Source organism: Orrella dioscoreae, assembly GCF_900089455.2.
GTDB classification, from domain to species: Bacteria; Pseudomonadota; Gammaproteobacteria; order Burkholderiales; family Burkholderiaceae_B; genus Orrella; species Orrella dioscoreae.
In genome coordinates this window covers 4,556,429-4,582,290 of sequence record NZ_LT907988.1, presented here as the reverse complement: position 1 = coordinate 4,582,290, position 25,862 = coordinate 4,556,429, and the positions used below count along the sequence as shown (strand labels likewise).

Sequence of the window (25,862 nt, the reverse complement as noted above, 5' to 3'; positions counted from 1 at the left end):
CCCGCTCGCCATCATGGCTTCCGATATCGCGCACCCGCTGCTGCACACCCTGTTCAGCGAGCATCACCGCTGGCTGACCGCCAGGTTGCTGCGCCATGTGCAGGACCGGCACGATGCCGAGGACCTGTGCGCGGAGACGTTCTTCCAGCTGCTGTTCCATCGCACCGACCTGTCGGCCATCGAGCACCCGCGCGGCTTCCTGATGCGCATCGGCCAGCGGCTGGTCTACCGGCGCTATCGCGAGCGTGAGCTGGAACGTGTGTGCATGGAGGCGCTGGCGCAGGGCGCGCCCGAAACCGCCCCATCCCCGGAAGAGCTGGCCTTGCTGGTCGAGGCCGTGGCGCAACTGGACGCCGCGCTGTATGGCCTGCCGGCCGCCGCGCGTGCCGCGTTCTTCTACAGCCAGGTCGACGGCCTGGGCTACGACGAGATCGCCCGGCGCCTGGATGTCACCCCGCGCACCGTGGCGCGCTACATGAAGCAGGCGCTGCAATGCTGCCTGCGCAACGGGCTGTTCTGAGCGCCATGGCGCAGGACGAACAGGCGCGTGCGTTGGACCAGGCCATGGATTGGATGGTGCGGCTGAACTCGGGCCGCGCCCAGGCGCGCGACCATGCCGCCTTCGCACGCTGGCGCGAGTCGTCGCCCGCGCATGATGCCGCCTGGACGCGCCTGCAGGAACGACTGGGGCAGTCGCTGCGCGCCATCGAACAGCTCGATTCGCGCCTGCCGGGACAAGACGCGCGCATTGGCAACCTGTTGCGCCAACCCATGCGCCGCTCCGCGCTCAAGGCCCTCCTGGCCGCGGTGGGCGTCGGCACGGGCGCCTGGCTGGCCGATCGCGTGGTGCCGCTGGGCACCCTGACGGCGGATCTGCAGACCCGCACCGGACAGCGCCGCGCCTTCGCGTTGGCGGATGGCAGCCAGCTGGCGCTGAACGCGAGATCGGCGGTGGACGTGGACGTGGCCGCCGCCACGCGCCAGGCAGTGTTGCGCGAAGGGGATGTCGTCGCACGTGTGTCGCCCGCCGCCGAGCGGCCGTTCCTGCTGATGGCGCGCCATGTCAGCGTGGTCGCGCGGCAGGGACGCTTCCTGGTCAGCCAGGGGGAGGCGCGCACGCGCGTCTTCGCGCTGGCGGAAACCTTGCAACTGCGCGCGGCAGCGGGCGGCGAGCGTGAGCTGCTGCCGGGCCGCGGCGTCACCGTCGATGCCCTGGGCCGCTGGCAGCCCGTGACGGGCTCGGCCACCGGCGCGGAGTGGGAGCAGGGCTATCTGTCCGCCTCGCCCTTGCCGCTGGGCGAGGTCGTGGCGGCGCTGCGGCGCTACACCCCGGCGGTCCTGCGCGTGTCGCCCGAGGCCGCCGCGCTGCCGGTACAGGCCAGCTTGCCGCTGGATGACGTCGACCGCGCCCTGCGCGCGCTGGTGGATACCCAGCCCATCACGGTCCGCCGCTACAGTCCCTGGTGGATCACCCTCGACACCCAGCGGGGCGCGTAGCGACCCTCGCCAGCGCGGACATGCTGCCCGGCATGCCTGCGCATTTGTATCAATTTGAAAGCCCGTGTCATGTCGGGGCGTGAAAACCGCACTCCTGTCTGAACGCAATCTACGCAGGAGTTCTTTCATGCATGACCGGATGTGGGCCGCCGTGGCCCTGGGGGCCGCGCTGGCCTCTCCCCAAGCGCTTGCCCAGGCGGCACTGCCCGATGGCGGCGCGCCGCGCAGTTACGCCGTGGCCGCCGGCCCCCTGGGGCCGGTGCTGAACCAGATCGTGACCGGCACCGGCCTGGCCCTGTCGGTGCCGCCTGCGCTGGTCGAGGGACGCATGAGCGCGGGGGTGGCTGCCACGTTGGCGCCGGTCGATGCCTTGCGCACCGCCTTGCGTGGCACGGGCCTGGTGCTGGTGGCGACCCCCAGCGGCGCGCTCAGCGTGCAGCCGGCGCCCGTTCCCGCGGCGGGCGGCGTCACGCATCTGGCGCCGGTTTCTGTCGAGGCGCCCCGGCTGGACGCCACGTCGGAAGGCACCCAGTCCTATACCGTGCGCGCCGTGTCGGTAGGCAAGGAGGTGGTGTCGCTGCGCGAAATGCCGCAGTCCATCTCGGTCGTGACACGCACGCAGATGGATGACCAGAACGTCGTGTCGTTGGGTGACGCCATGCGCTACGTCACCGGCATCCGCGTGCTGTCCACCTCGACGGGCGTGGTGAACCTGCGCTCGCGCGGCTTTCGCCTGAACAACTACCTGATCGACGGCATGCCCTTGCGCGGTGGCCAGGGCATGTGGGGCAGCGCGCTGATGGACATGGCGCTGTATGACCGGGTCGAGGTCTGGCGAGGCCCGGCGGGCCTGCTGGAAGGCGCAGGCGAACCCAGCGGCACGATCAACCTGGCGCGCAAGCGCGCACAGGCCGATGCGGCGATGCGCGCCACGGCGATGGCCGGGTCGTGGGACCGTTATCGGGCCGAGCTGGACACCACCGGCAGCCTGAACGAGCAGGGCACCTTGCGCGGCCGGTTCGTGGCGGTATACGACAAGCGCCGCAGCTTCGTCGACACCATCAACCAGGAAAGCCGCACGGTCTATGGCACGCTGTCCTATGACGTCGATGCCAGCACCACGCTGAGTGCCGGCATGACCGTGCAGCGCGGCGACTCGGTGGCCTTCGCCGGCCTGCCGCTGATGGCGGGCGGCGGTTCGCCCGACGTGAGCCGCAGTACCTTCCTCGGTTCGCGCCATGGCGTGAAGGAAGACCGCGCGCACAGCGCCTTCCTCGACCTGGAGCGCCGCCTGGAGAACGGCGGCACGTGGCGCACGCAGCTCAACCAGACCGTCACGCGCAACGACATGGCGCGCTACATCTCCAACAGCATGATCGATCCGGTCACGCGCCTGGTCACCATCGAAGGCGCGCGCCAGAAATCCGTGCAGATCAACCGCGCGGTGGACAGCTACCTCAGCCTGCCTTTCCAGGCCTGGGGCCAGTCGCACACGGTGACGGTCGGCGCGAACTACCAGGTGTTCAAGGGCGGCCAGATCCAGCAGCGCTTCGCCACGTGGCGCGTGCCGGTGGATGCGCCGCCGCAGGACCTGCGCATGCCCGAAGGCGCGATTGGCGACCCTCCCGAACCCAAGACCATCGAATACGGCGCCTATGCCAATCTGCGCCTGCGCCCGGTGAGCGGCGTCACGTTCCTGGCGGGCGCGCGCATGGCCTGGTGGGACAACAAGGATCCCGATGCGCCGGAGAACCGCCAGCGCATCGATGGCCGCTTCGTGCCCAACCTGGGGCTGATCGTCGACCTGGACGACAGGTTCTCGGTGTATGCCAGCTACAACCGGATCTTCAGCCCGCAGACCGAGCGCTTCGTGGCGGGCGGCTTCCTGTCGCCGCGCACGGGCGAGCAGGTCGAGCTGGGGGTGAAGGGTGAGTTCCTGGACGGCCAGCTGACCGGCCATGTCGCCGTGTTCCGCATCGACGACAAGGGCCGCGCGGTGGACGATCCGCAGAACGAGGATTACTCGCTGGCGGCCGGCCACGTGCGCAGCCAGGGCGTCGAAGCCGAGCTCAGCGGGCGGCTGACGCCGCGCTGGGACATGACCGCGGGCTATGCCTATACGTCCACACGCCATCGCGACGGCCTGCCGGACATGCTGGGCCAGCCTTTCGATTCGACGTTCCCGCGCCACCAGTTCTCGCTGTGGACGCGCTATCGCCTGGGTCAGGAAGCCGGGCGCGGCGTCTTCGTGGGCGGCGGCGTGCGCACCTCCAGCGCCACCTACGCCGAGTACAGCGGCGAGCGCTACCAGCAGGGCGGCTTCTCGGTGGTGTCCTTGCAGGCGGGCTATGCCTGGGGGCCGGACGTCTCGGCCGCGCTCACCGTGAACAACGTTTTCGACAAGCGCTATTTCGAACGGTATGCGGGCGGCTCGAATCGCCAGACCTACTTCGGTGAACCGGCGAACGTCATGCTGACGTTGCGCGGGAAGTTCTAAAAAAAACGCGGCGCCCACCCGGATTTCCGGGACGGTGCGCCGCGCTGAAGCGCGGCTAGCCGCCGCGTTTCAAGGGGAAGCGCAACCCGCATGGGCCCGCCGGGGCATGCGTGCTGCACTGATGGGAAGTCTACGGAAATCGCGCCGCGCCGGTGCGATCAAATACGCATATGCTTGTGCGCCTATGCAAATGACTCAAGGTTGAAAAGGGTTGAAAAGACGGCAAGGGCCTGCGGTTGTTGCCGAAACTGGAACGGTGCATTGCGGCAAAAAAGGGCCCCCACGCCGCGCCTTCGGCTTGCTGCCCCCCGAGGGGGCCGCTTTTGCCTTGGGACGGCCCGGCGGCAAAAAAAGGGCCGATAGCCATGCCGCTGTCACGGCGCGCGGGCTAAGGTGACGGCATTGCCCGTTCTCGCCTTTGCTTTCCGCCATGCCTTTTGCCGTTACCGAAGCCTGCATCCAGTGCAAGTACACCGATTGCGTCGCCGTCTGCCCCATGGACTGCTTCTTCGAGGGACCGAACTTCCTCGTCATCAATCCTGTTGAATGCATCGACTGCTCGGTCTGTGTGCCGGAGTGCCCGGTGGGCGCGATCATCAACGTGGCCGAGGCCACCGATGCGCAGCAGCCCATCGTGGCCTTGAACGCGGCGCTGTCTCAGGACCCGCGCTGGACGCGGATCAGCAAGGTGAAGGAACCGCTGCCCGATCACGCCGCCTGGCGCGGCGTGCCGGACAAACTGCACCTGCTGGCCTATCCGGAATGAAGCGGCCAGGCGGCGCGTGCCCCGCGAGGGACACGCACGCACATGCTCAGCGCGCGGCGCCGCGTTGCTTCAGGCTGGCAGCCAGTTGTTCCAGCGGCGCCTTGGCGGCTTCGATGTCCTCCTGCCACTCGGTGCCCGACTTGTAGGCCAGGATATCCGCGAACGCGTTGGCCGCCTTCAGGAACTCGGGGTCCTTCAGCGAGGCCTCCAGCGCCGCCTGCAGCTTCCCGCGGATGTCCGCCTGCACGTCCTTGTGGATGGCCAGGCCGCGATCCGATGGCACGACGACGTCGAAGCCTTCTTCCTTGGCCGTGGGCACATTCGGCAGCATGGGTGCGCGCTTGTCCATGAACTGCGCCAGGATGCGCAATTTCACCGATTCCGACTCAGGCTTGGGCACCGCCGTGTGGCTGGCGAAGATCATGTCGACGTGGCCGCCGATCAGCGCGATCTTCGATTGGCCCGTGCCGGTGAAGGGTACTTCCGTGAGCGCGGCGCCGCTTTCCTGGATCAGCAGGTTCAGCGCCACGCCGCCGTTGCTGCCCAGGCCGTTCTGGCCGATGGTGGCAGTTGTCTTGCCCGACTTGACCGCCGCCACCAGGTCCTTCAGCGAGGCATGGGGGCTGTCGTCGCGTGCCACCAGCAGGGTCGGGTCGCTGACCACGCGGCCGATCAGCGCGAACTGGTCGGGGTCATAGGGCGTGGCCTGCACCAGCGGCATGAAGTTCATGGGCGGCGTGTTGACCATGGCCACCGTGTAGCCATCCTTCGCGGCACGCTGGACATAGGTGTTGGCGATGGCGCCGGACGCGCCGGGCTTGTTCACCACGATGATGTTGGCCTTGGGCGACAGGTGCTTCTGCAGATAGGGCGCCAGCACGCGGGCCAGGATGTCGGTTTCGCCGCCGGCCGCGAAGCCGACGACCAGTTCGATGGGCTTGTCATCGGGCCAGGCGGCCAGCGCCGGCGAACAGAGGCTGAGCAGGAGGGCGGCGGATGCAGCGCCGCGGTGAAGAGGGCGGATCATGGTGTCTCCTCGGACTTGTTTTGTTTTGGTAGGACGGTGGCCGCGGGGGGCCGGAATCTACAGCAGGCAGTCGGGCTGCTCGCGCACGATGGCGTCGTAGATGGGTTGGAAATGCAGCCAGGCCATGAATGGCGTGGCCAGGTGCTTCTTCGAATGCAGCGCGGCGGCGGGGTCGATCATCTTCAGCGGCGAACCCGTGGCTTCCGCCTTCAGCTGGATCTCGCAGGCGCGTTCGGCGGCGATGAACCACCACGCGGCCTCCTCGATCGATTCGCGGCCGGCCGAGAACAGGCCGTGGTTCTGGTGGATGGCGATCTTGGCCCGGCCGAAAGCCTGGGCCACCGCGTGGCCCTTCTTGTCATCGACCACCACCGCGCCGGCCTCTTCCGTGATCAGGGCCTGGTCCTCGTAGAACCCGCAAGCCGTCTGCGTGATCGGGTCGAGCGGGCGGCCCAGCGCGGCCCAGGCCATGCCGTTGGTGGTGTGCGCGTGGCAGGAGGCCATCACGTCGGGGTTGGCCTCATGGATGGCCGAGTGCAGCACGAAACCGGCGCGATTCACGGCCCAGCTGCCTTCCAGCACGGTGCCGGCGTGGTCGACCAGCAGCATGTCGCTGGCGCGGACGCGGCCGAAATCCATCGCGAAGGGATTCGTCCAGTACAGGTTCGGATGCTCGGGATCGCGCACCGTCACGTGGCCCGCGAAGCCATATTCATAGCGGAACTTGGCGAACACGCGACAGACGGCGGCCAGGCGCTGGCGGCGGTGCCAGCGTTCGGCCTCGATGGAGTCGAACTTGGGATAGGCAGGGAAATAAAGGTTCTCCTGCTTGGGCCGGTAGACGGTTTCCTGCGTAGCCTGCATGGATCACTCCTGTAGTAAGGCTCCCGGCGGCTGCGCCGGGGCGACACGAGCAGGGATTCTAGGGAGTGGCCTAACATGGCTGCCAATCACAAAAAACACGGCGGTCATAAAGCCCGCTTATGGAGACATCGCCATGCATTCCCGCATACAGCTGCGCCACCTGGAAGCCTTCCATGCCGTGATGCTGTCCGGGTCGATCACGGGGGCGGCGGGACTGCTGAACGTCACGCAACCCGCGGTCAGCGCCACGATCAAGCATTTCGAGCAACGCCTGGGTTTCACGCTGTTCCGCCGCCAGGGCGGCCGCCTGGAGCCTTCGCCCGAGGCGCGGGCCCTGCTGCCCGAGGTGCAGGACATCTTCGGGCGCATTTCCGGACTGGAGCGTTTCAGCCAGGATCTCGCCGAGGGCATCCAGGGCTCGCTGTCGATTGCCGCCAGCTCGCCCATTGCCAATGCCTGGCTGGCGAAGTCGGTCGCCGAGTTCGTGAAGACCCGTCCCAACGTACGGGTCTCGCTGCAATCGATGGATTCCAACCTGATCGCGGAGCGGCTGCTGAATGAGCAGGTCGACCTGGGCGTGGCGTTCGCGCCCGGCGAGCACCAGGGCATCGCGTCGCTGCGCATCGCCGACGCGGTGCTGGGCTGTATCCTGCCCGGCACCCATCCGCTGGCGGCTCTGCCCGCCATCACCATCGACGACCTGCTGCCCTATCCGGTCATCACCTACGTGCCGCAGGCGCTGCTGCGGCACCGCTTGGGCGAGTTCCTGCAGCGTCCGTTGAACATCCAGCTGGAGGTCTCGACCTCCATGACGGGCATCGTGCTGGCCTTCCACGGCGCGGGCGTGGCGCTGGTGGAGTCCAGCCTGTTGGGCGCGCTGCCGATTCCGGGACTGGTGCGCCGGCCTCTGGTGCCGGACATCCAGGTGCAGAGCCACCTGCTCTGGAGCACGCTGCGGCCGCAGCGGACCTTGTCGAAGATGTTCGTGCAGCACCTGACGGGCGGGGCCGGCACGGAAGGCGCCGCCCCCGGCCTGGCGCCCTGACGCCGGCCAGGCGCCGCGGCGGGGGTCAGGCCTGCGGGTCAGGCCAGCACGACTTCCACGTGCGCGCGGCGCAGCGCGTCCCAGCCCTCGGCATTGTCCTTGTGCCGGTTGGTGACCAACGCGTCGATGTCCTGTGCATGGGCATACGCCACGCGGCTGGCGTGGCCGACCTTGCTGTGGTCGGCCAGGATCACCAGGCGCTTGGCCTGGACCACCATGGCCCGCGCGATGGCGGCTTCCGCATGCTCGAAGCTGGTCGCGCCATGCTCGGCGCTGACGCCCACGGGTGACAGCAAGGCGATGTCCGCGCGATAGCGGTGGATTTCCGACACCGTCACGTCGCCGCAGGTCGCGGCCAGCGAGGTGTTGACCTGGCCGCCCAGCAGGATCACGTGGTTGGCCGGCCGGGCGGCCTGGCCTGCCGCCATCTGCTGGGCAACCAGCAGGCCATTGGTGATCAACGTGATGCCGGTCATGGCGGACAGTTCTTCCGCCAGCAGCGCCGTGGTGCTGCCCGCGTCCACGAAGAGCGTCTGGCCGGGTTGCACCAGCCTTGCCGCGGCACGCGCGATGGCGCGCTTTTCCTTGGCGCGCACGGTCTGGCGCACGGCCAGCGGCGGCTCGGGTTCGTCGTTGGTGGCGATGATGCCACCGTGCACGCGGCGCAGCACGCCTTCCGCTTCCAGTTCCAGGATGTCGCGGCGCACGGTCTCGCGCGAGACGCCGAGGTCCTGGACGATGCGATCGGTGCTGACCTGGTTGAACGAGGAAAGCAGGCTGCGAATGCGGTGCAGTCGGGTTTCTTGAAGCATGGTCGATTCTTGTTGGTGATTATCAGGCCATCCGGCTGTCCGGCCGCGCGAGCATCCGGGTCAGCAGGGCGATGGTAGCAACGATGGCCATGATGCAGGTGGAAAACGCGGCGGCCTGTGAGGTCAAGCCGGCCTCATCGAGGCGCATGACCGTGACGGCGGCCAGCGGCAGCGACGGTGTGACAAGAAAGATGACGGCCGACAGGGTCACCATGGCGCTCATGAACAGGAAGAGGCCCACCGACACCAGCGTGGCGCGCAGCCAAGGCAGGTAGACGTCGCGCAGGACGCGCAGCGTGCCGCCGCCCAGCACCGCCACGGCGTCTTCCAGCGATCCGGGCACCTTGCGCATGCCGGTCATCATGGCGGCATAGCCCTGCGTGTGGAAGTGGATGAGGTTGCACAGGATGATGGGCACGGCCGTGCCATAGAGCGCGCCCCAGGGCATGGTCGCCGAGTTGAACGCCAGCGCGTAGGACAGGCCCAGCACCAGGCCCGGCACTGCCACCGGCATCGCCGACAGCAGCGCCGCCAGGCTGGCCAGCGGACCCGGCCGGCGGCGGATCGCGAAGGTCAGCATGAACAGCAGCGCCACGCCCAACCCGGCCGCGGCCGCCGAGATCCACACCGAGGTCCACAGCGATTCATAGGCACCCGTCATGTCCAGCGCGTAGTGGCGCAACGTGAAGGTCATGCGATAGGGCCACAGGCGCATGAAACTGGAGAACACCACGATGCCCACCACCAGGGCCACGCAGGCCGCGGCCAGCGCGCTGATCGCGAAGACCGGCACGTCGCGCGCGGGCAGCCAGGCTGCCGATGGCGGAATCGCCGACTCGCCGCCCATGCGGGCCTGGCGCCTGGCCGTGCCGCGCTCGATCCACACGGCCAGCGCGGCGGGCAGCAAGAGCAGGATGCCCACCACCGCGCCCATGCCGAACTTCATCTGGCCGCTGACCTGGTTGTAGATCTCGGTGGCCAGCACGGAAAAGTCGCCGCCGATGACCACGGCGTTGCCGAAATCCGTGATGGTGACGGTGAACACGACGAATGCCGCGCTGAGCAGTCCGTAGCGCGCGCCGGGCAGCGTGATATCCAGGAATTGGCGCCAGCCGCCCGCGCCCAGCACCTCGGCGGCTTCGTACTGCCGCGCATCGCTTTGGCGCAACGCGACCCGGATGATCAGGATGGCCTGTGGCAAGGCATAGAGGATGTCGGCCAGCATCAGCCCCCAGAAGCCATAGATGTCGGGTCGGATGCCCAGCATCTTGCCCACCAGCCCGTTGCGGCCCAGCAGGAAAATGAGGCCCAGGCCCAGCACCAGCGAGGGCGCGATGACCGGCAGTTGCAGCAGGGTGGCGATGATGCGCTTGCCCGGCATCGCGCAGCGCTCCAGGCCGTAGGCCACGATGAAGCCCAGCGTGACGGTGATCGCGGTGACGGCGGCGCCCAGCAGCATGCTGTTGCGCGCCGCGCGCCAGATGCCGGGCATGTCGGCCAGCGCCAGATAGTTGCCCAGGCCGGGCTGGCCGCTGCCGTCCTCGATGAGGCTGCGCCAGGCGATGCCCAGCATGGGCAGCGCGAAGAAGATCGCCAGCACGAGCAGGGGCACCCACAGGCACAGGCGCGGCAGCCAGCGTGCCAGGCCGCGCTCGGGAACGGCGGCGGGAAGCGGCGCGCTCACTGGAGCACCTTCTTGCTGCGCACGTCGATATTCGCCCTTGGGGCGGCCCGGCGCGCTCATGCGTGGCCTCGCGTCTCGGGCACCCAGGCGTGCTCGGCCTGGGCCAGCGCGACGTCCACCGTCTGGCCGGCCTCCCACGCGATGCTGCCATCGGTCTCGGCCAGCAGCTCCCGGCCGCGCCAGGCGAGGCGCACGTGCTGGCGCGCGCCCAGGAACACCACGGCGCGGATGCGCCCGGCCCCGCCTTGCCGCGGCAGCAGCCGCAGGTGCTCGGGCCGCACGCACAGCAGGCCGTCGCGCGGCAGGGCTGGCTGGGCGTCGGCCGCGTCCGGCGCCGTGGCGAGCAGCAGTGCGGCCTCGATGGCGGGCAGCAGGTTGCCGTGGCCCATGAATTCCGCCACGAAGCGGGTGCGGGGCCGCAGATAGAGCTCCCGCGGCGGGCCGGCCTGCTCGATGCGGCCATTGTTCATGCACACGATGGTGTCGGCCAGTTCCATGGCTTCTTCCTGGTCGTGCGTGACCATCAGCGTGGGGATGCCCAGGCGCTGCTGCATCTCGCGCAGCTCGTGGCGCAGGCCGGCGCGCACGCGCGCATCCAGCGCGGAGAGCGGTTCGTCCAGCAGCAGCAGGGAAGGCTCGACGGCCAGCGCGCGGGCAATCGCCACGCGCTGCTGCTGGCCGCCCGAGAGTTGCGCGGGATAGCGGTCGCCCAGGCCCTCCAGGCGGACCAGCGCCAGCAGCCGGGCCACGGCCTCGGCCTGGGCGGCGGGGGCGGTCTTGCGGATCTTCAGGCCGTAGGCGATGTTCTGCGCGGCGGTCATGTGCGGGAACAGCGAATAGGACTGGAACACGATGCCGAAGCCGCGGTCGCGCGCGGGCAGCGCGGCCAGGTCGCGGCCGTCCAGGCCGACCGTGCCGCTGTCAGCCTGCATCAGGCCGGCGATGATGCGCAGCAGCGTGGTCTTGCCGCAGCCGCTGGGCCCCAGCAGGCAGACGAACTCCGATGCGCCCAGCGTGAGGGAGATATCCGCCAGGGCGTGCTGGGTGCCGAAGCGCTTGTTGAGATTCTGGATGGAAAGGGACATTCGGGTTCTGGTCTGGCGGTTGGCCTGGGAAGAAATGGGAACAAACGGGAAGGGGACGGGCCATGCCCGTCCCCGGCGCGGGCGCGATCAGCGCCAGGGCCTAGAAGCCGTCCTGGCCCATCGCCGGATCGCTGATGCCGTCCTTGCCCGTTTCCACGCGGCCGGCGTAGCGGCGCGAGTAACCGGGCAGGTCGGGGCAGGTGACGACGAAGTCGTACCAGCGGTCGCTGCCGGACAGGTCCCAGGCCAGCGTCTCGCTGCCGCCCGCGCCGACCGTGGCGTTCCACGGGCCGTCGTAGCGGTAGGCCTTGGCCTGCACGTGCAGGCGGGCGTCGACCGAGGCGGCATTCATCAGCGTGACGGCCAGGTTGCCCTGGCTGATCTCGTAGCACACGCGCACCTCGGGGTCCGGCGCCTGCGTATTGCGCTGCAGGGACAGGTCGCCGGTGAAGCCGCGGTGAAAGCCGTTGGGGCCCAGCACCCACAGGTCGTAGCGCCCGCCGTTGTCGGCGCTGGCGGCCCAGCTGTCGTCCAGCTGCTTGCCGGCTTCCACCATGTAGCGGCGCGGCGCGCGGTCCAGGTTCAGCTTGTCGTACACATGGAAGACCGCCGCCTGCGTGCCCGTGTTCGAGAAGATGAGGCGCACCGTGCCGTTGACGAGATCGGTCCGCGCGCTGGTGTGCAGCTCATAGGGCAGGGCGCGCGAGGGCCGCGTGCCGGGGGCCTGGCGCGGCAGCGCCTGGGGCGAGGGCAGCGTGACCTGGGCCAGCGCCTGCTGCGCGGTCCGCAGGCCGTCGGCATCGGCCTTGGACTTGCGCCCGCCCAGCGTCTCCAGCGGCGCGTCGTTGGGCGTGGCGAAGTTGAAGGCCGTGGTCAGGTCGCCGAACACCGCGCGCCGGTACGGGCTGATGTTGGTCTCCTGCACGCCGAAGCGGGCCTCCAGGAAGCGCAGCACCGAGGTGTGGTCGAAGTGCTGCGAGTTCACCCAGCCGCCGCGGCTCCACGGCGACACCACATACATCGGCACGCGCGGTCCCGGACCGTAGCAGTCGGCGTCGGGCGTGGGCATCGAGGTGCCGGCGATGGGCTGCGCGATGTAGTACTCGGACGTCATCTGTTCGGCGGGCAGCGTCGTCTTGCCGTGCGCGTCGGCCGGGTCGAAGGCCTTGAGCGAGGGGGCGCAGGGGGGCGGATAGTGGTCGAAGTAGCCGTCGTTCTCGTCGAAGTTGATGAGCAGCACGGTCTTGCTCCAGACATCGGGGTTCGCCGTGAGCGCATCCAGCACTTCCTGGATGTACCAGCCGCCCTGCACCGGGCTGGAATTGCTGGGGTGTTCGGAATAGGCCGACGGCGCGATCACCCAGGTGACCTGGGCCAGCTTGCCGGCCAGGATGTCGTCCTTGAAGGTGCCCAGGAAGCCGTTGTCCGGCATCGTGTTGGCGATGCCCTTGTACAGCGGGTTGCCGGTGTTGTCGCTGGCCGGGTCGTAGGCCGGATTGTTGGCGTTGCTGCGGTCGTGATAGACCGGCTTGCCCGAATCCAGGTTGGCCTGGCGGTACTGCTTGAAGCCCAGCAGCGGGTTGTCCGTGAAGTTGTCGGGCATGTTCTGGTAGACCATCCAGCTCACGCCGGCGGCTTCCAGGCGCTCGGGATAGGTCGTCCACGAGAAGCCCGTGGTCGCCAGGTTGGTGGTGCTGTTCAGGGTGTCCCAGACGTTGTTCACCACCACGCGGCCGTCGTTGACGGTCGCGCCGTTGGTGCCGGTCCAGTGGAACAGGCGGTTGGAGTTCGTGCCGCCGTGCAGCGAGCAGAAATAGCCGTCGCACAGCGTGAAGGCGTTGGCCAGCGCGGTTTGGAAGGGCAGTTCCTGCTCGGTGAAATAGCCCATCGATTGCTGCTGCTTGTAGCGCGGCCACTCGAACATGCGGCCCTGGTTCCACGCGTCGCGCGCATCGATCCAGGCGTGCGGCGTGCCGGACACGCGCTGGGCGTTGCCGCTGGACTGGTCCAGGTGATAGGGCAGGATGGGCTTGCCGTTGCCATTGAGCTGCTGCAGCACGTTCAGGCCGTTGGGCACCGGAATGGTGTGGCGGTCGCCGAAGCCGCGCACGCCGGCCAGCGTGCCGAAGTAGTTGTCGAACGAGCGGTTTTCCTGCATCAGGATCACCACGTGTTCCACGTCGCGGATGGTGCCGGTCCGGTTGTTGGCCGGAATGGCCAGCGCGCGCCGGATGCTGGGCGGAAAGAGGTTGAGCGCGGCAGCCGAGGCCGCGGTGCCCGCGGTCGTGCGCAGGAATTTGCGTTTGGATGCGTCAATCATGTCGATGCTTCTGCCAGGATGAGTTGGGGCCGGGGGTCACGGGGCGCAGCGCAGTTGCGGCGCGGGCGGCGGCGTGCCGGGCTCGCCCGGCTGGGTCGGCGTGTCGGTGGCGGGCGGTTCGTCGTGGTCGCTGCCGCCGCAGGCCGACAGCAGGCAGGCCAGCGCCAAGGCGGCCGCCAGGCGGGAGGAAGAAAGAAGCGTCATGGCGTGGGGTTCCTTTGAACGGTTCAGGGCTGCAGCGTGTGCAGGGGGCGGCCGGCGCGATAGATCGAGACCAGTTCCTGCTCGGTCAGCACGCGGTTCCACAGCGCCAGTTCGTTGAAGTCCATCTGGCCGCGCGGCGAGCCCGCGTTGTTTTCCTTGGTGATGTAGGAGCCGGTGCCGTCCTCGGCCAGCGAGAAACCGGTGCCCAGTCCCGGCACGAAGTTGCCCAGGGCGGCCGAGAAAGCGAGGCTCTTGATCTGCTGGCCCTTCACCGGGTCGAACACATAGCTGGTGAACGTGCGCGCGCTGCGGTCGACCACCAGCGCCAGGTAGGCCCACTGGTTGTCGGTCAGTGCATGGCCGCTGTTGTCGATGCGGCCCGAGCCGCCCAGGTTGAAGCGCAGTTCGCAACCGTTCCACAGGCCGATGGTGATGCCCGGGTTGCCGCCGCTGTGCCAGTTCTTGTTCGAGAAGATCGGCACGCCGTTGCTCAGGCTGCGCGCGCACAGTCCGTTGCTGCGGAACCAGAAGCCCACCGTGAACTGCGTGTTGTCGGTGATGTCGCCCGCGTTCTGGCGCAGGCGGTAGCCGGCCACGCCATCAGCGCCCACGACGGTGGTGTCGAGGCGCCAGGCGGGGCTGGTCCAGCGGCCCAGGAAATTGTCGGCGGGCAGGGCGCTGCCGCCGTCCGCCGAGGCATCCCAGGGGACGAGGGTCGACAGGCCGGTGGCGTCGACTGGCGTTGCGCCGTCGAAGCTGTAGTAGCTGCGCAGGCCATTGGTCAGCGTGGTGGCCAGCGGCATCGGCGTCACGAAATCGATGCGGGCGGGCCAGGACATGACGGCGTCGCCCGACACCAGGGTGTAGCGGTAGGCGTGGCGGCCATCCTGTGCGGCGGGCAGGGCGTCGTCCAGGTAGCTGCGCGTCTCGGGCGGCAGCACGGCGATCTCCTGGCCATCGCGCAGCAGGCGCAAGGCCTCGGCGGGCGTGCCCTCGATCTGCCAGGACAGCGCCAGGCTGGCCTTGTCGGCGCCGGCCTGGGCCGTCGCCGCGCGCAGCGCCAAGGATGCCTGCAGCGCCTGGCCTTCGAAGGCATAGGCGCTGCTGTCCACCGGCACCGCCAGGTGCCGCAGGACGGTCGGGGCGATGTCGGTGATCGCGGCTCGGGCGTACAGCGCGTCCGGGGTCTGCGGGGCGGCCGGATCCGTGCCCAGCGCGCCCAGCGTCGCGTTGCTGGCAATGAAGGTGGTCTTGCTGTCCACCGCTTGCGTGCCGGTGGCCGAGCCGTAGCGGTCGGCGCCATAGCCGGTGGTCACCAGCACCAGCCACGATTCCTTCGGGTGCGTGGCCAGGCGGTCATCGAGCTGCGTGCGCAGGCGCGTGACGGCCGTGGCCAGCGTGGCAATGGCCTGGGCGGGCGCGCCGGGCGCGCTCAGTTGCGCGACCGTCAGGTCGTAGCCCTGGGCCACCATGTCGCCCGCCTGGCGGGTCACGCAATCGATGGCCTGCGCCTCGGCCGAGCAGTCGGCCAGGGTGTCCAGGGCGCCGGCGTCCACGTCGGGACGCAGCAGGTCCACATACAGCGCTTGCGTGCTGGCCGCGCCGCTGCGGCTTTCCGTGGCGGCCTGGCGCAGGGCGGAAAACACCGTGGGCGCCTGCAGCGTGGCGCTGCCTTGCTCCCAGTTCACGCCATGGCGCCAGGACCACTGTCCGGTCAGCAGGCTGGCCCAGCTCGGGCGGCCGGTGGTGGGTTGTTCGGTCAGGGTGCCGCTGCGTCCGCCCGTCCAGGCGGGGGCGATCTGCAAGCCATCCAGGCCGGTGGCGCGGCCCTGGGCCAGGGCGTCCTGCAGCGCGGCATAGGAGGGGCCGTCCAGGTCGATGACCAGGGCCTTGCGGCCGGCCGCATCGGAAATCGGCGGAGTGGGGGTGGGCGCGGGCGTCGCGACGGCGTCGGGGCCGTCGTCGCCGCCGCCACAGCCGGACAGCGCAAGACAAGCGGCCAGCAGGCCGCCGCCCAACACGCCCGGATAACGGGAGGTCGGATTCATGTGTCGAAAACTCGAAAAGAGGCGTCGGGCCTGCGCCCCGCGCAAGCGGCGCCGGTGGGGCCGCTTGCGACGCGAAGCGCTCGGGCGCGCGGGAGCGTGTGTTCCCAGGGCCGCCGGTTCAGCGGCCGATGGTCTTCTGCCAGGTGGACAGGATGGCTTCGCGGTCCTTGGCGGACTTGGCGAAATCCATGGGGTACAGCACCTTCGACAGGTCCGCGGGCAGGCCGGCGGCTTGCGCGGCCTTCGATTGCGGCACGCCCGGGATGGTCACGATTTCCTTGTACTTGGTGTAGAGCGCGGCGGCGCTGGGCGACAGCGTCCAGTCCAGGAAGCGCTTGGCGTCGGCCTTGTTGCGCGACGCGGCCATCAGGCCCGACGCTTCGAGCTCGTAGCCCGCGCCGTCGGAGGGGATCACCATCTTGACGGGATAGCCTTCCTCGACCGATTGCATGGCGGCGAAGGCCAGCGAGGTGCCGATGCCGAACTCGCCCGCGCGGGCGGCCTTGCACGGACGCGACCCCGACTTGATGTATTGCGCGACGTTGCCGTCCAGCGTCTTCAGGAATGCCCAGCCGTCCTGCTCGCCCCGGGATTGCAGCAGCGCCGCGATCTGGAGATAGCCGGTGCCCGAGGAAACGGGGTTGGGCATGACCACCTCGCCCTTGTAGCGCGGATCGGCCAGGTCCTTCCAGCTCGTGGGCACGGGCAGGTTCTTGGCCTTCAGCACTTCCGTGTTCACGCAGAACGCGGCCATGTAGCCGGTGGTGGCGAACCACTTGCCGTCGGCCGAGCGATAGCGCGACGCCAGCGTGTCGGCGCCCTTCGCCGCATAGGGTTCGAGCAGCGCACCGATGCGCGGATCGAGCATGTTGGTCACGGCCCAGCCCCAGATCACGTCGTGCTGCGGGTTGGCCGATTCGGCCAGCATGCGCGGGCCGAGGTCGCCGGTGGACAGGCGCAGGACCTTGATGTCGAGGTCGGGCATGTCCTTCTTGGCGGCGCTGACGTATTCCTTGATCTCGTCTTCTTCCAGCGAGGTATAGACGGTGATCGTGCCGGCGTGGGCGGCGTGGGCGGCGGCCAGGGCGAGGGCGCCCAGCGGCAGGAGTTGGGAGAACAGGCGGCGGGTCATAGTGCTTCCAATCAATGAGGCAGGTCGAATGAGGGGGGGCCGGTTCGTGGACATCAGGCCACGATCAGGGGCGGCCGGCAGCGTGCAACGCCATGCATTTGGGCTGATTCATGCAAATGCAAGAAATCACACATATGCTCAATATGCCTTATGGTTGTGACAGACCTGTGACCTTCGGCCCGCGTCACGCAAAGTTCTCATTTGTGTCCGCGCGCCGGCTTTTTCCCTTGGACAGATACCGCATGCCTACCCCCTCCAGCATCATGGACACCAACAGCTTCCGCGCCGAACACGCCGACCGCCTCGGCGCGCGCGACCGCGAACTCGCCGCGAGGCGCGGGCGCCTGCTGGGTGACGCCTATCGCCTTTTCTACCGGGAGCCCGTGCACCTGGTGCGGGGGCAGGGCCAATATCTCTGGGATGCGGATGGCGTCCAGTACCTGGATGTCTATAACAACGTCGCCAGCATCGGCCACTGCCACCCCGCGGTGATCCAGGCCGTGGCCGCGCAGATGGCCGAGCTCAATACGCACACCCGTTATCTGCATGGCCGCATCGTCGACTACAGCGAGGCGTTGCTGGCCACGCTGCCCCCCGCCATCGACAAGGCCATGTATGTGTGCACGGGATCGGAAGCGAACGATCTCGCCATCCGCGTGGCGCAGGCCTGCAGCGGCGGCACCGGCATCATCGTCACGCGCGAGGCCTACCACGGCACCAGCGCGCTGACCTCGGGCGTGTCGCCCGCGCTGGGCAGCGGCCAGCCCCTGGCGCCGTCCACGCGTCTGGTCCCCGCGCCCGACCGCTATCGCGTCGACGCGCCGGATCTCGGGCTCTGGTTCGCCGCCCAGGTCCAGGCGCAGATCGACGACATGGCGGCGCACGGCATCAAGTTCGCGGGCCTGCTGGTGGACTCGCTCTTCTCTTCCGACGGCGTCCTGCCCGGCCCCGCCGGCTACCTGCGCGAGGCGGTGGACGTCGTGCACCGGCATGGCGGCGTCTTCATCGCCGACGAGGTCCAGCCTGGTTTTGGCCGCAGCGGCGAGGCATTCTGGGGGTTTGCCCGCCACGGCGTGACGCCCGACGTGGTCACCACCGGCAAGCCCATGGGCAACGGCGTGCCGGTGGCCGGCCTGTTCGCCCGGGCGCCGGTGCTGGCCGCATTCAGCGACAGGCTGCCTTACTTCAATACCTTCGGCGGCAACCCCGTCTCGATCGCGGCGGCGCAGGCCGTGCTGCGCGTCATCCAGGAAGAAGGCCTGCAGCAGCACAGCCTGAGCGTGGGGGGACAGTTGTTGGCGGCCTTGCAGGCGCTCGGCACGCGGCACGAAGCGGTGGGGGATGTCCGCGGCGCGGGCCTGTTCATCGGGTTCGAGCTGGTGGCCGACAGGCAGACGCGCGCCCCGGACCGCGAACGGGCGCTGGATGTGGTCGAGGCGCTGCGCGCCCGCCGCGTGTTGACCTCGGTGGCAGGGCCGCACGGCAATGTGCTGAAGCTGCGTCCGCCGTTGGCATTCCAGGCGGGCGATATCGATTGGCTGGTGGGGGCGCTGGACGAGGCGCTGGCGGTCACGGCGCAGCGGGGGTGATGCCCGGGCGGTGAGATCGCCAGGCCACCTGATGCCTGGCTCAGGGCAACCCTGAGCAAGCATCAGGAACATCCAGCTTTCCACCGCTCGCGTGGATGGACAAGACTCTGGCCACGCAGTCCAACCAAAATAAAGCTGGAGACACCGGTGAAACGCGCCATTTCCCTCATGCTTGCCCTGTCCGCCGCCACGACCTTCACCGCGCACGCGCAGGACTTCCCCAGGAAAACCATCACCATGATCGTCCCCTTCGCGGCGGGCGGTCCCACCGACCGCACCGCGCGCGACCTGGCCGAGGCATTGCGCGGCCCCCTGGGCGCCACGGTCGTCGTCGAGAACTCCTCGGGTGCGGGCAGCTCGGTCGGCTCGGCCAAGGTGGCGCGTGCCGCGCCCGATGGCTACACGCTGCTGCTCAACCACATCAGCATGTCCACCATGCCCGCGTTGCTGCGCAACCTGCCGTTCAGCGTGACGGACGACTTCGAGTACCTGGGCCTGGTCAACGACATTCCCATGACGCTGATCTCCCGCCCGACGCTGGAGGCCAATGATTACGCGCAACTGTCCGAATGGATCGGCAAGGCGCAAGGCAAGGTCAACATCGGCAATGCAGGCGTGGGCTCGGCCTCGCACCTGTGCGGCCTGTTGTACCAGTCGGCCACCAAGACGGAAATGGTCTCGGTGCCCTACAAGGGCACGGCGCCCGCCATCTCGGACCTCATCGGCGGCCAGATCGACCTGTTGTGCGACCAGAGCATCAACACCTTGCCGCAGATCCAGGGCAAGAAGGTGAAGGGCTTCGCCGTCACCACCGCCAAGCGCCTGGACGCGCCCGCGTTGAAGGACCTGCCGACGCTTCAGGAACTGGGATTGAAGGACTTCGAGATCACCATCTGGCACGGCTTGTATGCGCCCAAGGGCACGCCGCCCGCTGTCACGAAGAAACTGAACGAGGCCCTGAAGACCGCGCTGAAGGATCCCGCCTTCATCAAGAAGACCGAGGACCTGGGCGCGCGGCTCATCAGCGATGCGCGCGTCGAGCCGGCGGAGCACAAGAAGTTCGTCCAGTCCGAGATCGCCAAGTGGACCCCGGTCATCAAGGCCGCGGGGGTGTACGCGGATTGAGGCCGCCGGGTGGGGCTGGGGATTTGGAGCCGTCATCGTGGCTGAACCAGTCCCCGGCGCTCGTCGAGCTTTCGTGTGTCCAGCCGTTTCGGCGCCGGTCCGCCCGTAGCGAGCCGAGCGCCCGCCGGGTAGCACGCCGTTGCGTGGGTATCCTTCCTTTACTGCAAAGATTGGAGGCCTGCGCTTACCGTGTCTGCATGCGGAACAACGGGAGCGCAAGATGGCGACACGAACCATCTGGAAAGGCGCGATTTCCTTCGGACTGGTGCACGTGCCCGTGGGGCTGCACACGGCCACGACCGAATCCGGCGTGGATTTCGACTGGCTGGACAAGCGCACCATGGACCCGGTGGGCTACAAGCGCATCAACAAGCGCACTGGCAAGGAAATCGATCGCGACAACATCGTCAAGGGCGTCGAATACCAGGACGGCAAGTATGTCGTGCTGTCGGCCGACGAGATCGAGCAGGCCTATCCGCGCACCACACAGACCATCGAGATCGACCGTTTCGTCGACGCTGCCGCGGTGCCGTTCGTGTTCCTGGAGCGGCCCTATTACCTGGCGCCGCTGAACAAGGGCCACAAGGTCTATGCGCTGTTGCGCGACACCCTCGCCAAGTCCGGCAAGATCGGCATTGCACGCGTGGTGATCAATACCAAGCAGCACCTGGCCGCGCTGATCCCGGCGGGCGACGCCCTGGTGTTGAACCTTCTGCGCTGGGGCGACGAGGTCAAGTCGATGGACGACCTGGACCTGCCCGCGCAGGATGCCAAGCGTTATGCCCCAAGCGCCAATGAATTGAAGATGGCGAAGATGCTGGTCGAGGACATGACGGGCGAGTGGCAGCCCGAGGCGTTCCGGGACGAGTTCAAGCACGCGGTGATGTCGCTGGTCGAGAAAAAGGCCAAGGCGGGCAAGGCCAAGACCGTGTTCGAGCCCGAGGAAGAGGCGCCTGCCTATGCGGACAACGTCATCGACCTGACCGAGCTGCTGCAACGCAGCCTGAAGGGGCGTGGGGGCACGCGCAAGCCAGCTGCGGCCAGGAAAGCGGCGAAGGCGCCGGCGAAGACCGCGAAACGGGCCGGCAGGAAGGCGACCACGACCACCGCGACGAAGCCCACCGCGAAGAAGACGCGCAAGGCGGCGTAAGCCATGGCCGATACGCTCAAGGCCTATCGCGCCAAACGTGATTTCACGTTGACCGCCGAGCCCGCCGACGGCGGCCAGGCGAACCCCGATGCGCGGGCTTTCGTCATCCAGAAACACTGGGCCAGCCGGCTGCACTATGACCTGCGCCTGGAACTGGATGGCGCCATGAAGAGCTGGGCGGTGCCCAAGGGCCCCAGCTACGACCCGTCGGTCAAGCGCATGGCCGTGCAGGTCGAGGACCATCCCATTGCCTATAACCAGTTCGAAGGCGACATCCCCAAGGGCCAGTACGGCGCGGGCAAGGTCATCATCTGGGACGAAGGCACGTGGGCACCCGTGGGCGATCCCCGTGCCGGTTATCGCAAGGGGCACCTGAAGTTCGCGCTGCACGGCAGGAAGATGCAGGGCGGCTGGGCACTGGTGCGCATGAAGGGCAAGGGCGAGAAGCAGCCGCCGTGGCTGCTCATCAAGGAGAAGGACGCGCTGGCGCGTGCCGAGGACGACTTCAGCGTGGTGGAGGCATTCCCGGACAGCGTGGTGCCATTGCGCCAGGCCGCGGGCTCGGGTGCGCTTCCCGGCGTTGCGGCGGACCTGCCCGGCGCGCTGTCGCCGCAACTCGCCACCCTCGCCGACGCCGTGCCGGGCTCGCGGAGCGAGTGGCTGTACGAGATCAAGTTCGACGGCTACCGCATCCTGGCAAGGGTGGAAGGAGAGGACGTCCGGCTCTACACCCGCAACGGGCACGACTGGACGGCGCGCATGCCGCGGCTGGCCAAGACCTTGGCGCGGCTGGATGCGCGGTCCGCGTGGATCGATGGCGAAGTCGTGGTCCTGGCCGAGAACGGCGCACCCAGCTTCCAGGTCTTGCAGAATGCCTTCGACAGCGAGCGCACTGCCGATATCGTCTTCTATGCGTTCGACCTGCCTTACCTGGGCGGGCGCGACCTGCGCGGCGAGCCGCTGTCGGTGCGCAGGCATTGGCTGGAAAAGCTGATGGCGCGGTCCCGCGATGACCATCTGCGCTTCAGCGAGGCATTCGACGCGGCGCCATCGCAGCTTGCCGCCACGGCCTGCAAGATGGGCCTGGAGGGGATCATCGCCAAGCGCCAGTCGTCGCGCTACGTCTCGCGCCGCAGTCCTGACTGGCTGAAGATCAAGTGCGCCAGGCGGCAGGAGTTCGTCGTGGTGGGGTACACCGCCCCCAAGGGAGGACGCAGCGGCTTCGGCGCGCTGTTGCTGGCGGTGCATGATGCGCAGGGCGGCTTGCGCTACGCGGGCCGGGTCGGCTCGGGCTTCGACGCCGCCGGTCTTGCCCGCATGAAGCAGCAGTTGGATGCCTTGCGTGCCACGGCGCCGCCGCTCCAGGGGCCGACAGGGGCGGGCGGCGGAATCACCTGGGTGGCGCCGCAACTCGTTGTCGAGGTGTCGTTTGGCGAGTGGACGTCCTCCGGGCACGTGCGCCAGGCGGTATTCCGCGGCGTGCGCGAAGACAAGCCCGCGCAGTCGATCACGAAGGAGGCGCCCATGGCAGCCAAGCGTGCGAAAGCGGTCGCGAAGAAGACCGTGCCTGCCAGGCGCCGCATCCGCGGCGCGGCGCCGGAAGGCGAGGCGAAGTTGGGCAAGCTGACCCATCCCGAGCGCGTCATCGATCCGTCCACCGGGCTGACGAAGCTCGACCTGGCTCGCTACTATGGGCAGGTCGCAACGCTGATCCTGCCGCAACTGAAGAACCGCCCCGTGTCTTTCCTGCGGGCGCCGCAGGGCATCCACGAGGAACAGTTCTTCCAGAAGCACAAGGAAGCCCGGATCCCCGGTGTGCGGGACCTGCCGCGCAGCCTGGATCCGGACCACGCGCCGCTGATGGAAGTGTCCACGCCCCAGGCCTTGTTGTCTGCCGTGCAGATGAACGTCGTCGAGTTCCACACCTGGAACGCCAGCAAGACGGTCATCGGCAAGCCGGACCGCCTGCTGTTCGACCTGGACCCGGGCAAGGGCGTGGCGTGGCTTGCGGTGAAGGAAGGCGCGGCCCTGCTGCGATCCCTGCTCGAGGAGATCGGCCTGCGGGCCTGGCTGAAGACGAGCGGCGGCAAGGGACTGCATGTGGTCGTGCCGCTGCGGCGGCAATACGAGTGGGGCACGGTCAAGGATTTCTCGGCGGAGATCGTGCGCCACCTGGCCCGGACCATTCCCCAACGCTTCGTCGCCAAGAGCGGCCCCCGCAACCGAGAGGGAAAGATCTTCGTCGACTACCTGCGCAACGGCTTCGGCGCCACCACTGTCGCCGCATGGTCCGCGCGGGCGCGGCCGGGGCTGGGGGTGTCGGTCCCCATCGGCTGGGATGAGCTCGACAGCCTGGAAAGCAGCGCGCAGTGGACGATCGCTGACATCGCGGCGCGTCTCGAGGTGGGTAATGCGCCCTGGTCGGACTACGCGCCGCAGGCGATCGGCCGGGCGATGAAGGCGATGGGCATGGCATGAACCCGCCAGGCCGCAAGATGGACAAGCCCCCGCCCGGCTGCGTACCATCCAGGCGACTTGCCACGGATGCCACACATGCAATTCTCCTACCGCTACGAGCGCGCCGACTTCGTGCACGGCTGCATCGCCCTCATGCGCCCGCCGCTTGCGCGGCGCATCCTGCTGCAAGCCGCCTGGATCGCGCTCGTGCTGGGGCTGGTGCACTGGGCCGACCCGGGCCGGCCGCGCGGCGCGGCGCTGGGCCTGCTGTTCTCCGGCGCGTTGAACGGGTGGGTCTATGCCGCCTTCCTGGGCTGCGCGGTGGCGTTCTGGTTCAGCACGGAACTCTTCGGTTGGCTCATTTGCGCGCCGATCTTTTCCCGCAACGCCCTGGCGCGCAAGGACGTCAACCTGGTCCTGAGCCAGGAAGGGCTGTGGGGCGGCACCCGTGACGTGAACGTGAACGTCAGCTGGGCGGCCGTGCAGCGCATCGTCGAGACACGCCACATGATCGTCTTCGTGCTGTCGGGCAGGGAAGGGGTGATGCTGCCCAAGCGGGCGCTGCCCGGGCATGTGACGGTGGCCGAGCTGTGGGCGGAGATCGAGCGGCTGGCGGGGCGAGGCGTGAAGGTGCTGCAGCGCTAGGATATCGGAAATAGCGATAATTGCTTTTTATCGGAATTGACGATAAATTGTTTTTATCGACATTCCCGATGCTCTCATGGCCAAGCTTTCCTCCCCTGACCACGCGGGCCGACTCCTGGCCGCCCGCCGCAAAGCTGCCAAGCTGTCGCAGGCCGAAGTGGCTGCCCGGCTGGGTATCAGCCAGAATCGCCTATCCGAATTGGAGTTGGAGCCAGGCAAATTGACGCTGGCGCGCTTCCTGGCCTTGGCCAGCCTGCTAGGCCTGGAGGTATGCCTGCAAGAAAAAACTTCTGCGCCTGCCGCGCGCTCCGAGTGGTAAGGCAGCATGGGACGTTTACCGCGGCATCAGTCTCTGGGGGTTTGGGCGAATGGCGTGCAGGTCGGGCGCTGGGTTGTCGCGCCGCACAAGCCTGATGCCTTTTTCTATGACAGGAACTGGGCGGAGAGCCCTGCCGGGCGGCCGTTGTCGCTGTCTCTGCCAATTCCTTTCGACGATACGCCCATACAGGGCGACGTCGTCCGGCATTTCTTCGACAACTTGCTGCCCGACAGTGATGTGATCCGTGAGCGCTTGCAGGCAAGGTTCCGGACCGATAGCGCAGGTACTTTCGACCTGTTGCAGGCGATCGGACGAGAGTGCGTGGGGGCAGTGCAATTGCTGCCGGCTGGAGAGGTGCCATCCAGTATCCATGATATTCAGGCAAAACCCCTGAGTGAACAGGAGGTTGCGCAGCTGTTGCGTGGCACTGCTGGTGGCGGAGGGATACTGGGGCAACGTGACGATGATGATTTCCGGATTTCCATCGCTGGCGCGCAGGAAAAAACAGCCTTGTTGTGGCATGACGGGCAGTGGTGCAAGCCTTTGGGCGCAACACCCACCACGCATATTTTCAAATTGCCGCTGGGGCTCGTGGGCAATCGCCGTGCAGACATGCGCACGTCCGTCGAGAACGAGTGGTTGTGTGCGACTTTGCTTTCAGCATTTGGTCTGTCAATGGCAGAGTGCCAGATCGCCCGTTTCGAAGACCAGAAAGCGCTGGTGGTGACGCGTTTCGACCGCAAGCGAGCAGCGGCGGGACATTGGTTGCGCTTGCCTCAAGAAGACTTCTGCCAGGTCACGGGACTGCCGTCCAGCCGAAAGTATGAAGCGGAGGGTGGGCCGGGCGTGCTGAAGATAGGCAGCATCCTTCAGCAGTCGGAAACGCCCGAGCATGATCTGCATCAACTGATGCAGGCACAGTTGCTCTTTTGGATGCTGGCTGCCACGGATGGTCACGCCAAGAATTTCTCGATCTTCCTGTTGCCGGGAGGGCGCTACCGGTTAACACCCCTCTACGATGTGCTGTCGGCGTGGCCGGTGGCAGGCAAAGGGCCAAACCTGATAGACCCTCACAAATTGAAGTTGGCCATGGCGCTGCATGGGAAGAACGTGCACTACAGGTTGAAGGACATCCAGCGCAGGCATTTCGGCGAGACGGCTCGGCGCTGCGGTCTTGGCGGTGACAGGGAAACGGTGATCGACGCGACGGTGGCGCGGGTACGACCAGTGCTGGATGAGGTTGCAGGGCGTTTGCCCAAAGACTTTCCTGAGGATCTGTTCAGCACGATCTCTCAGGGGATGCTGGCGTCAGCGGAGAAACTCGCGCGCACCCCGCGGGGTGATTGATCCTGGCGCCGCTGTTTGCGCCATCGCTGTTTCACGGCCGCTGTTTTGTGGCAACGCATCACGTTGATGATTGGCTGCAATGCAAAAAACCCAGCGCAAAGGCTGGGTTTCTCGACTTGAATCTTGGTGGCCTGGGGCGGAATCGAACCACCGACACGCGGATTTTCAATCCGCTGCTCTACCAACTGAGCTACCAGGCCGCTGAGAGGCGAAACTATACACCATATTCTGAACGCATGCAGCGTTCCT

At 67.8% G+C, this 25,862-nt stretch carries 21 protein-coding genes and 1 tRNA gene; 12 read left to right on the top strand and 10 right to left on the bottom strand.

Annotated features, from left to right (window positions below):
* Positions 1–13: 13 nt before the first annotated feature.
* From ODI_RS20965 to fdxA, 4 genes are all read left to right on the top strand, one after another.
* Complete coding sequence (locus ODI_RS20965; RefSeq protein WP_067757308.1) at positions 14–520, top strand: sigma-70 family RNA polymerase sigma factor; 507 nt, start codon at positions 14–16, stop codon at positions 518–520.
* Positions 493–1,497 (top strand): FecR domain-containing protein, encoded by a 1,005-nt coding sequence (locus ODI_RS20960; protein WP_082985431.1) that lies wholly within the window; start codon positions 493–495, stop codon positions 1,495–1,497. Before ODI_RS20965 ends, ODI_RS20960 begins: the two co-directional genes overlap by 28 nt.
* Before the next feature lie 127 nt (positions 1,498–1,624).
* Positions 1,625–3,994 carry a TonB-dependent siderophore receptor gene (locus tag ODI_RS20955; protein WP_082985430.1) on the top strand — a complete coding sequence of 790 codons (2,370 nt, stop codon included), beginning with the start codon at positions 1,625–1,627 and terminating at the stop codon, positions 3,992–3,994.
* 430 nt (positions 3,995–4,424) lie between these two features.
* Positions 4,425–4,760 (top strand): ferredoxin FdxA, encoded by a 336-nt coding sequence (gene fdxA, locus ODI_RS20950; protein WP_067757303.1) that lies wholly within the window; start codon positions 4,425–4,427, stop codon positions 4,758–4,760.
* Positions 4,761–4,806: 46 nt separating this feature from the next.
* Here fdxA and ODI_RS20945 read toward each other — a convergent pair whose 3' ends face one another.
* Positions 4,807–5,787 (bottom strand): tripartite tricarboxylate transporter substrate binding protein, encoded by a 981-nt coding sequence (locus tag ODI_RS20945; protein WP_067757301.1) that lies wholly within the window; start codon positions 5,785–5,787, stop codon positions 4,807–4,809.
* A gap of 57 nt (positions 5,788–5,844) precedes the next feature.
* Complete coding sequence (locus tag ODI_RS20940; RefSeq protein ID WP_067757298.1) at positions 5,845–6,651, bottom strand: class II aldolase/adducin family protein; 807 nt, start codon at positions 6,649–6,651, stop codon at positions 5,845–5,847.
* Positions 6,652–6,784: 133 nt separating this feature from the next.
* On the opposite strand from ODI_RS20940, the gene ODI_RS20935 reads away from it, so the two are divergent.
* Positions 6,785–7,696, top strand: a complete 912-nt coding sequence (locus ODI_RS20935; protein ID WP_067757297.1) for a LysR family transcriptional regulator — start codon at positions 6,785–6,787, stop codon at positions 7,694–7,696.
* Between the two features lie 38 nt (positions 7,697–7,734).
* Here ODI_RS20935 and ODI_RS20930 read toward each other — a convergent pair whose 3' ends face one another.
* The 7 genes from ODI_RS20930 to ODI_RS20905 form a co-directional block, all read right to left on the bottom strand.
* Entirely contained in the window at positions 7,735–8,508 is a 774-nt protein-coding gene (locus ODI_RS20930; RefSeq protein ID WP_067757295.1) for a DeoR/GlpR family DNA-binding transcription regulator, read from the bottom strand.
* Positions 8,509–8,530: 22 nt separating this feature from the next.
* A complete protein-coding gene (locus ODI_RS20925; RefSeq protein ID WP_197707121.1) occupies positions 8,531–10,192 on the bottom strand; it encodes an ABC transporter permease subunit in 1,662 nt (553 codons plus the stop codon).
* A 56-nt stretch (positions 10,193–10,248) separates the two neighbouring features.
* Positions 10,249–11,277, bottom strand: a complete 1,029-nt coding sequence (locus ODI_RS20920; protein WP_067757293.1) for an ABC transporter ATP-binding protein — start codon at positions 11,275–11,277, stop codon at positions 10,249–10,251.
* A gap of 100 nt (positions 11,278–11,377) precedes the next feature.
* The gene (locus ODI_RS20915; protein WP_067757291.1) at positions 11,378–13,597 is read right to left on the bottom strand and encodes a phosphocholine-specific phospholipase C; all 2,220 of its coding nucleotides are present in this window, start codon (positions 13,595–13,597) and stop codon (positions 11,378–11,380) included.
* A 36-nt stretch (positions 13,598–13,633) separates the two neighbouring features.
* Positions 13,634–13,801: a hypothetical protein gene (locus ODI_RS22430; RefSeq protein ID WP_173719699.1), complete on the bottom strand. Its 168-nt coding sequence runs from the start codon at positions 13,799–13,801 to the stop codon at positions 13,634–13,636.
* 23 nt (positions 13,802–13,824) lie between these two features.
* Positions 13,825–15,849 carry a LamG-like jellyroll fold domain-containing protein gene (locus ODI_RS20910; protein WP_067757288.1) on the bottom strand — a complete coding sequence of 675 codons (2,025 nt, stop codon included), beginning with the start codon at positions 15,847–15,849 and terminating at the stop codon, positions 13,825–13,827.
* Positions 15,850–15,967: 118 nt separating this feature from the next.
* Positions 15,968–16,981 carry an ABC transporter substrate-binding protein gene (locus tag ODI_RS20905; protein WP_067757286.1) on the bottom strand — a complete coding sequence of 338 codons (1,014 nt, stop codon included), beginning with the start codon at positions 16,979–16,981 and terminating at the stop codon, positions 15,968–15,970.
* Positions 16,982–17,223: 242 nt separating this feature from the next.
* Between ODI_RS20905 and ODI_RS20900 the strand changes: the two genes are divergently transcribed.
* The 7 genes from ODI_RS20900 (at position 17,224) to ODI_RS20870 (ending at position 25,613) form a co-directional block, all read left to right on the top strand.
* Entirely contained in the window at positions 17,224–18,570 is a 1,347-nt protein-coding gene (locus ODI_RS20900) for an aspartate aminotransferase family protein (protein ID WP_067757283.1), read from the top strand.
* 168 nt (positions 18,571–18,738) lie between these two features.
* Positions 18,739–19,695 carry a tripartite tricarboxylate transporter substrate-binding protein gene (locus tag ODI_RS20895; RefSeq protein WP_067757280.1) on the top strand — a complete coding sequence of 319 codons (957 nt, stop codon included), beginning with the start codon at positions 18,739–18,741 and terminating at the stop codon, positions 19,693–19,695.
* Positions 19,696–19,915: 220 nt separating this feature from the next.
* Positions 19,916–20,845, top strand: a complete 930-nt coding sequence (ku, locus tag ODI_RS20890) for a non-homologous end joining protein Ku (protein WP_067757277.1) — start codon at positions 19,916–19,918, stop codon at positions 20,843–20,845.
* Between the two features lie 3 nt (positions 20,846–20,848).
* Positions 20,849–23,323 (top strand): DNA ligase D, encoded by a 2,475-nt coding sequence (ligD, locus tag ODI_RS20885; protein ID WP_067757274.1) that lies wholly within the window; start codon positions 20,849–20,851, stop codon positions 23,321–23,323.
* A 75-nt stretch (positions 23,324–23,398) separates the two neighbouring features.
* A complete protein-coding gene (locus tag ODI_RS20880; protein ID WP_067757270.1) occupies positions 23,399–23,947 on the top strand; it encodes a YcxB family protein in 549 nt (182 codons plus the stop codon).
* Positions 23,948–24,023: 76 nt separating this feature from the next.
* Positions 24,024–24,266: a helix-turn-helix domain-containing protein gene (locus tag ODI_RS20875; RefSeq protein ID WP_067757267.1), complete on the top strand. Its 243-nt coding sequence runs from the start codon at positions 24,024–24,026 to the stop codon at positions 24,264–24,266.
* A gap of 6 nt (positions 24,267–24,272) precedes the next feature.
* On the top strand, positions 24,273–25,613 hold the full coding sequence (locus ODI_RS20870) for a type II toxin-antitoxin system HipA family toxin (RefSeq protein ID WP_067757264.1): 1,341 nt from the start codon (positions 24,273–24,275) through the stop codon (positions 25,611–25,613).
* A gap of 124 nt (positions 25,614–25,737) precedes the next feature.
* Here ODI_RS20870 and ODI_RS20865 read toward each other — a convergent pair.
* Positions 25,738–25,813, bottom strand: a tRNA-Phe gene (locus ODI_RS20865).
* Positions 25,814–25,862 lie beyond the last annotated feature (49 nt).

Coding starts and splice junctions, on each gene's coding strand:
- ODI_RS20910 (WP_067757288.1), bottom strand. CDS start 15,849: ATGAATCCGACCTCCCGTTATCCGGGCGTGTTGGGCGGCGGCCTGCTG.
- ODI_RS20955 (WP_082985430.1), top strand. CDS start 1,625: ATGCATGACCGGATGTGGGCCGCCGTGGCCCTGGGGGCCGCGCTGGCC.
- ODI_RS20920 (WP_067757293.1), bottom strand. CDS start 11,277: ATGTCCCTTTCCATCCAGAATCTCAACAAGCGCTTCGGCACCCAGCAC.
- ODI_RS20940 (WP_067757298.1), bottom strand. CDS start 6,651: ATGCAGGCTACGCAGGAAACCGTCTACCGGCCCAAGCAGGAGAACCTT.
- ODI_RS20930 (WP_067757295.1), bottom strand. CDS start 8,508: ATGCTTCAAGAAACCCGACTGCACCGCATTCGCAGCCTGCTTTCCTCG.
- ODI_RS20870 (WP_067757264.1), top strand. CDS start 24,273: ATGGGACGTTTACCGCGGCATCAGTCTCTGGGGGTTTGGGCGAATGGC.
- ODI_RS20880 (WP_067757270.1), top strand. CDS start 23,399: ATGCAATTCTCCTACCGCTACGAGCGCGCCGACTTCGTGCACGGCTGC.
- ODI_RS20960 (WP_082985431.1), top strand. CDS start 493: ATGCTGCCTGCGCAACGGGCTGTTCTGAGCGCCATGGCGCAGGACGAA.
- ODI_RS22430 (WP_173719699.1), bottom strand. CDS start 13,801: ATGACGCTTCTTTCTTCCTCCCGCCTGGCGGCCGCCTTGGCGCTGGCC.
- ligD (WP_067757274.1), top strand. CDS start 20,849: ATGGCCGATACGCTCAAGGCCTATCGCGCCAAACGTGATTTCACGTTG.
- ODI_RS20900 (WP_067757283.1), top strand. CDS start 17,224: ATGCCTACCCCCTCCAGCATCATGGACACCAACAGCTTCCGCGCCGAA.
- ODI_RS20895 (WP_067757280.1), top strand. CDS start 18,739: ATGCTTGCCCTGTCCGCCGCCACGACCTTCACCGCGCACGCGCAGGAC.
- ODI_RS20875 (WP_067757267.1), top strand. CDS start 24,024: ATGGCCAAGCTTTCCTCCCCTGACCACGCGGGCCGACTCCTGGCCGCC.
- fdxA (WP_067757303.1), top strand. CDS start 4,425: ATGCCTTTTGCCGTTACCGAAGCCTGCATCCAGTGCAAGTACACCGAT.
- ODI_RS20915 (WP_067757291.1), bottom strand. CDS start 13,597: ATGATTGACGCATCCAAACGCAAATTCCTGCGCACGACCGCGGGCACC.
- ku (WP_067757277.1), top strand. CDS start 19,916: ATGGCGACACGAACCATCTGGAAAGGCGCGATTTCCTTCGGACTGGTG.
- ODI_RS20965 (WP_067757308.1), top strand. CDS start 14: ATGGCTTCCGATATCGCGCACCCGCTGCTGCACACCCTGTTCAGCGAG.
- ODI_RS20935 (WP_067757297.1), top strand. CDS start 6,785: ATGCATTCCCGCATACAGCTGCGCCACCTGGAAGCCTTCCATGCCGTG.
- ODI_RS20905 (WP_067757286.1), bottom strand. CDS start 16,981: ATGACCCGCCGCCTGTTCTCCCAACTCCTGCCGCTGGGCGCCCTCGCC.
- ODI_RS20945 (WP_067757301.1), bottom strand. CDS start 5,787: ATGATCCGCCCTCTTCACCGCGGCGCTGCATCCGCCGCCCTCCTGCTC.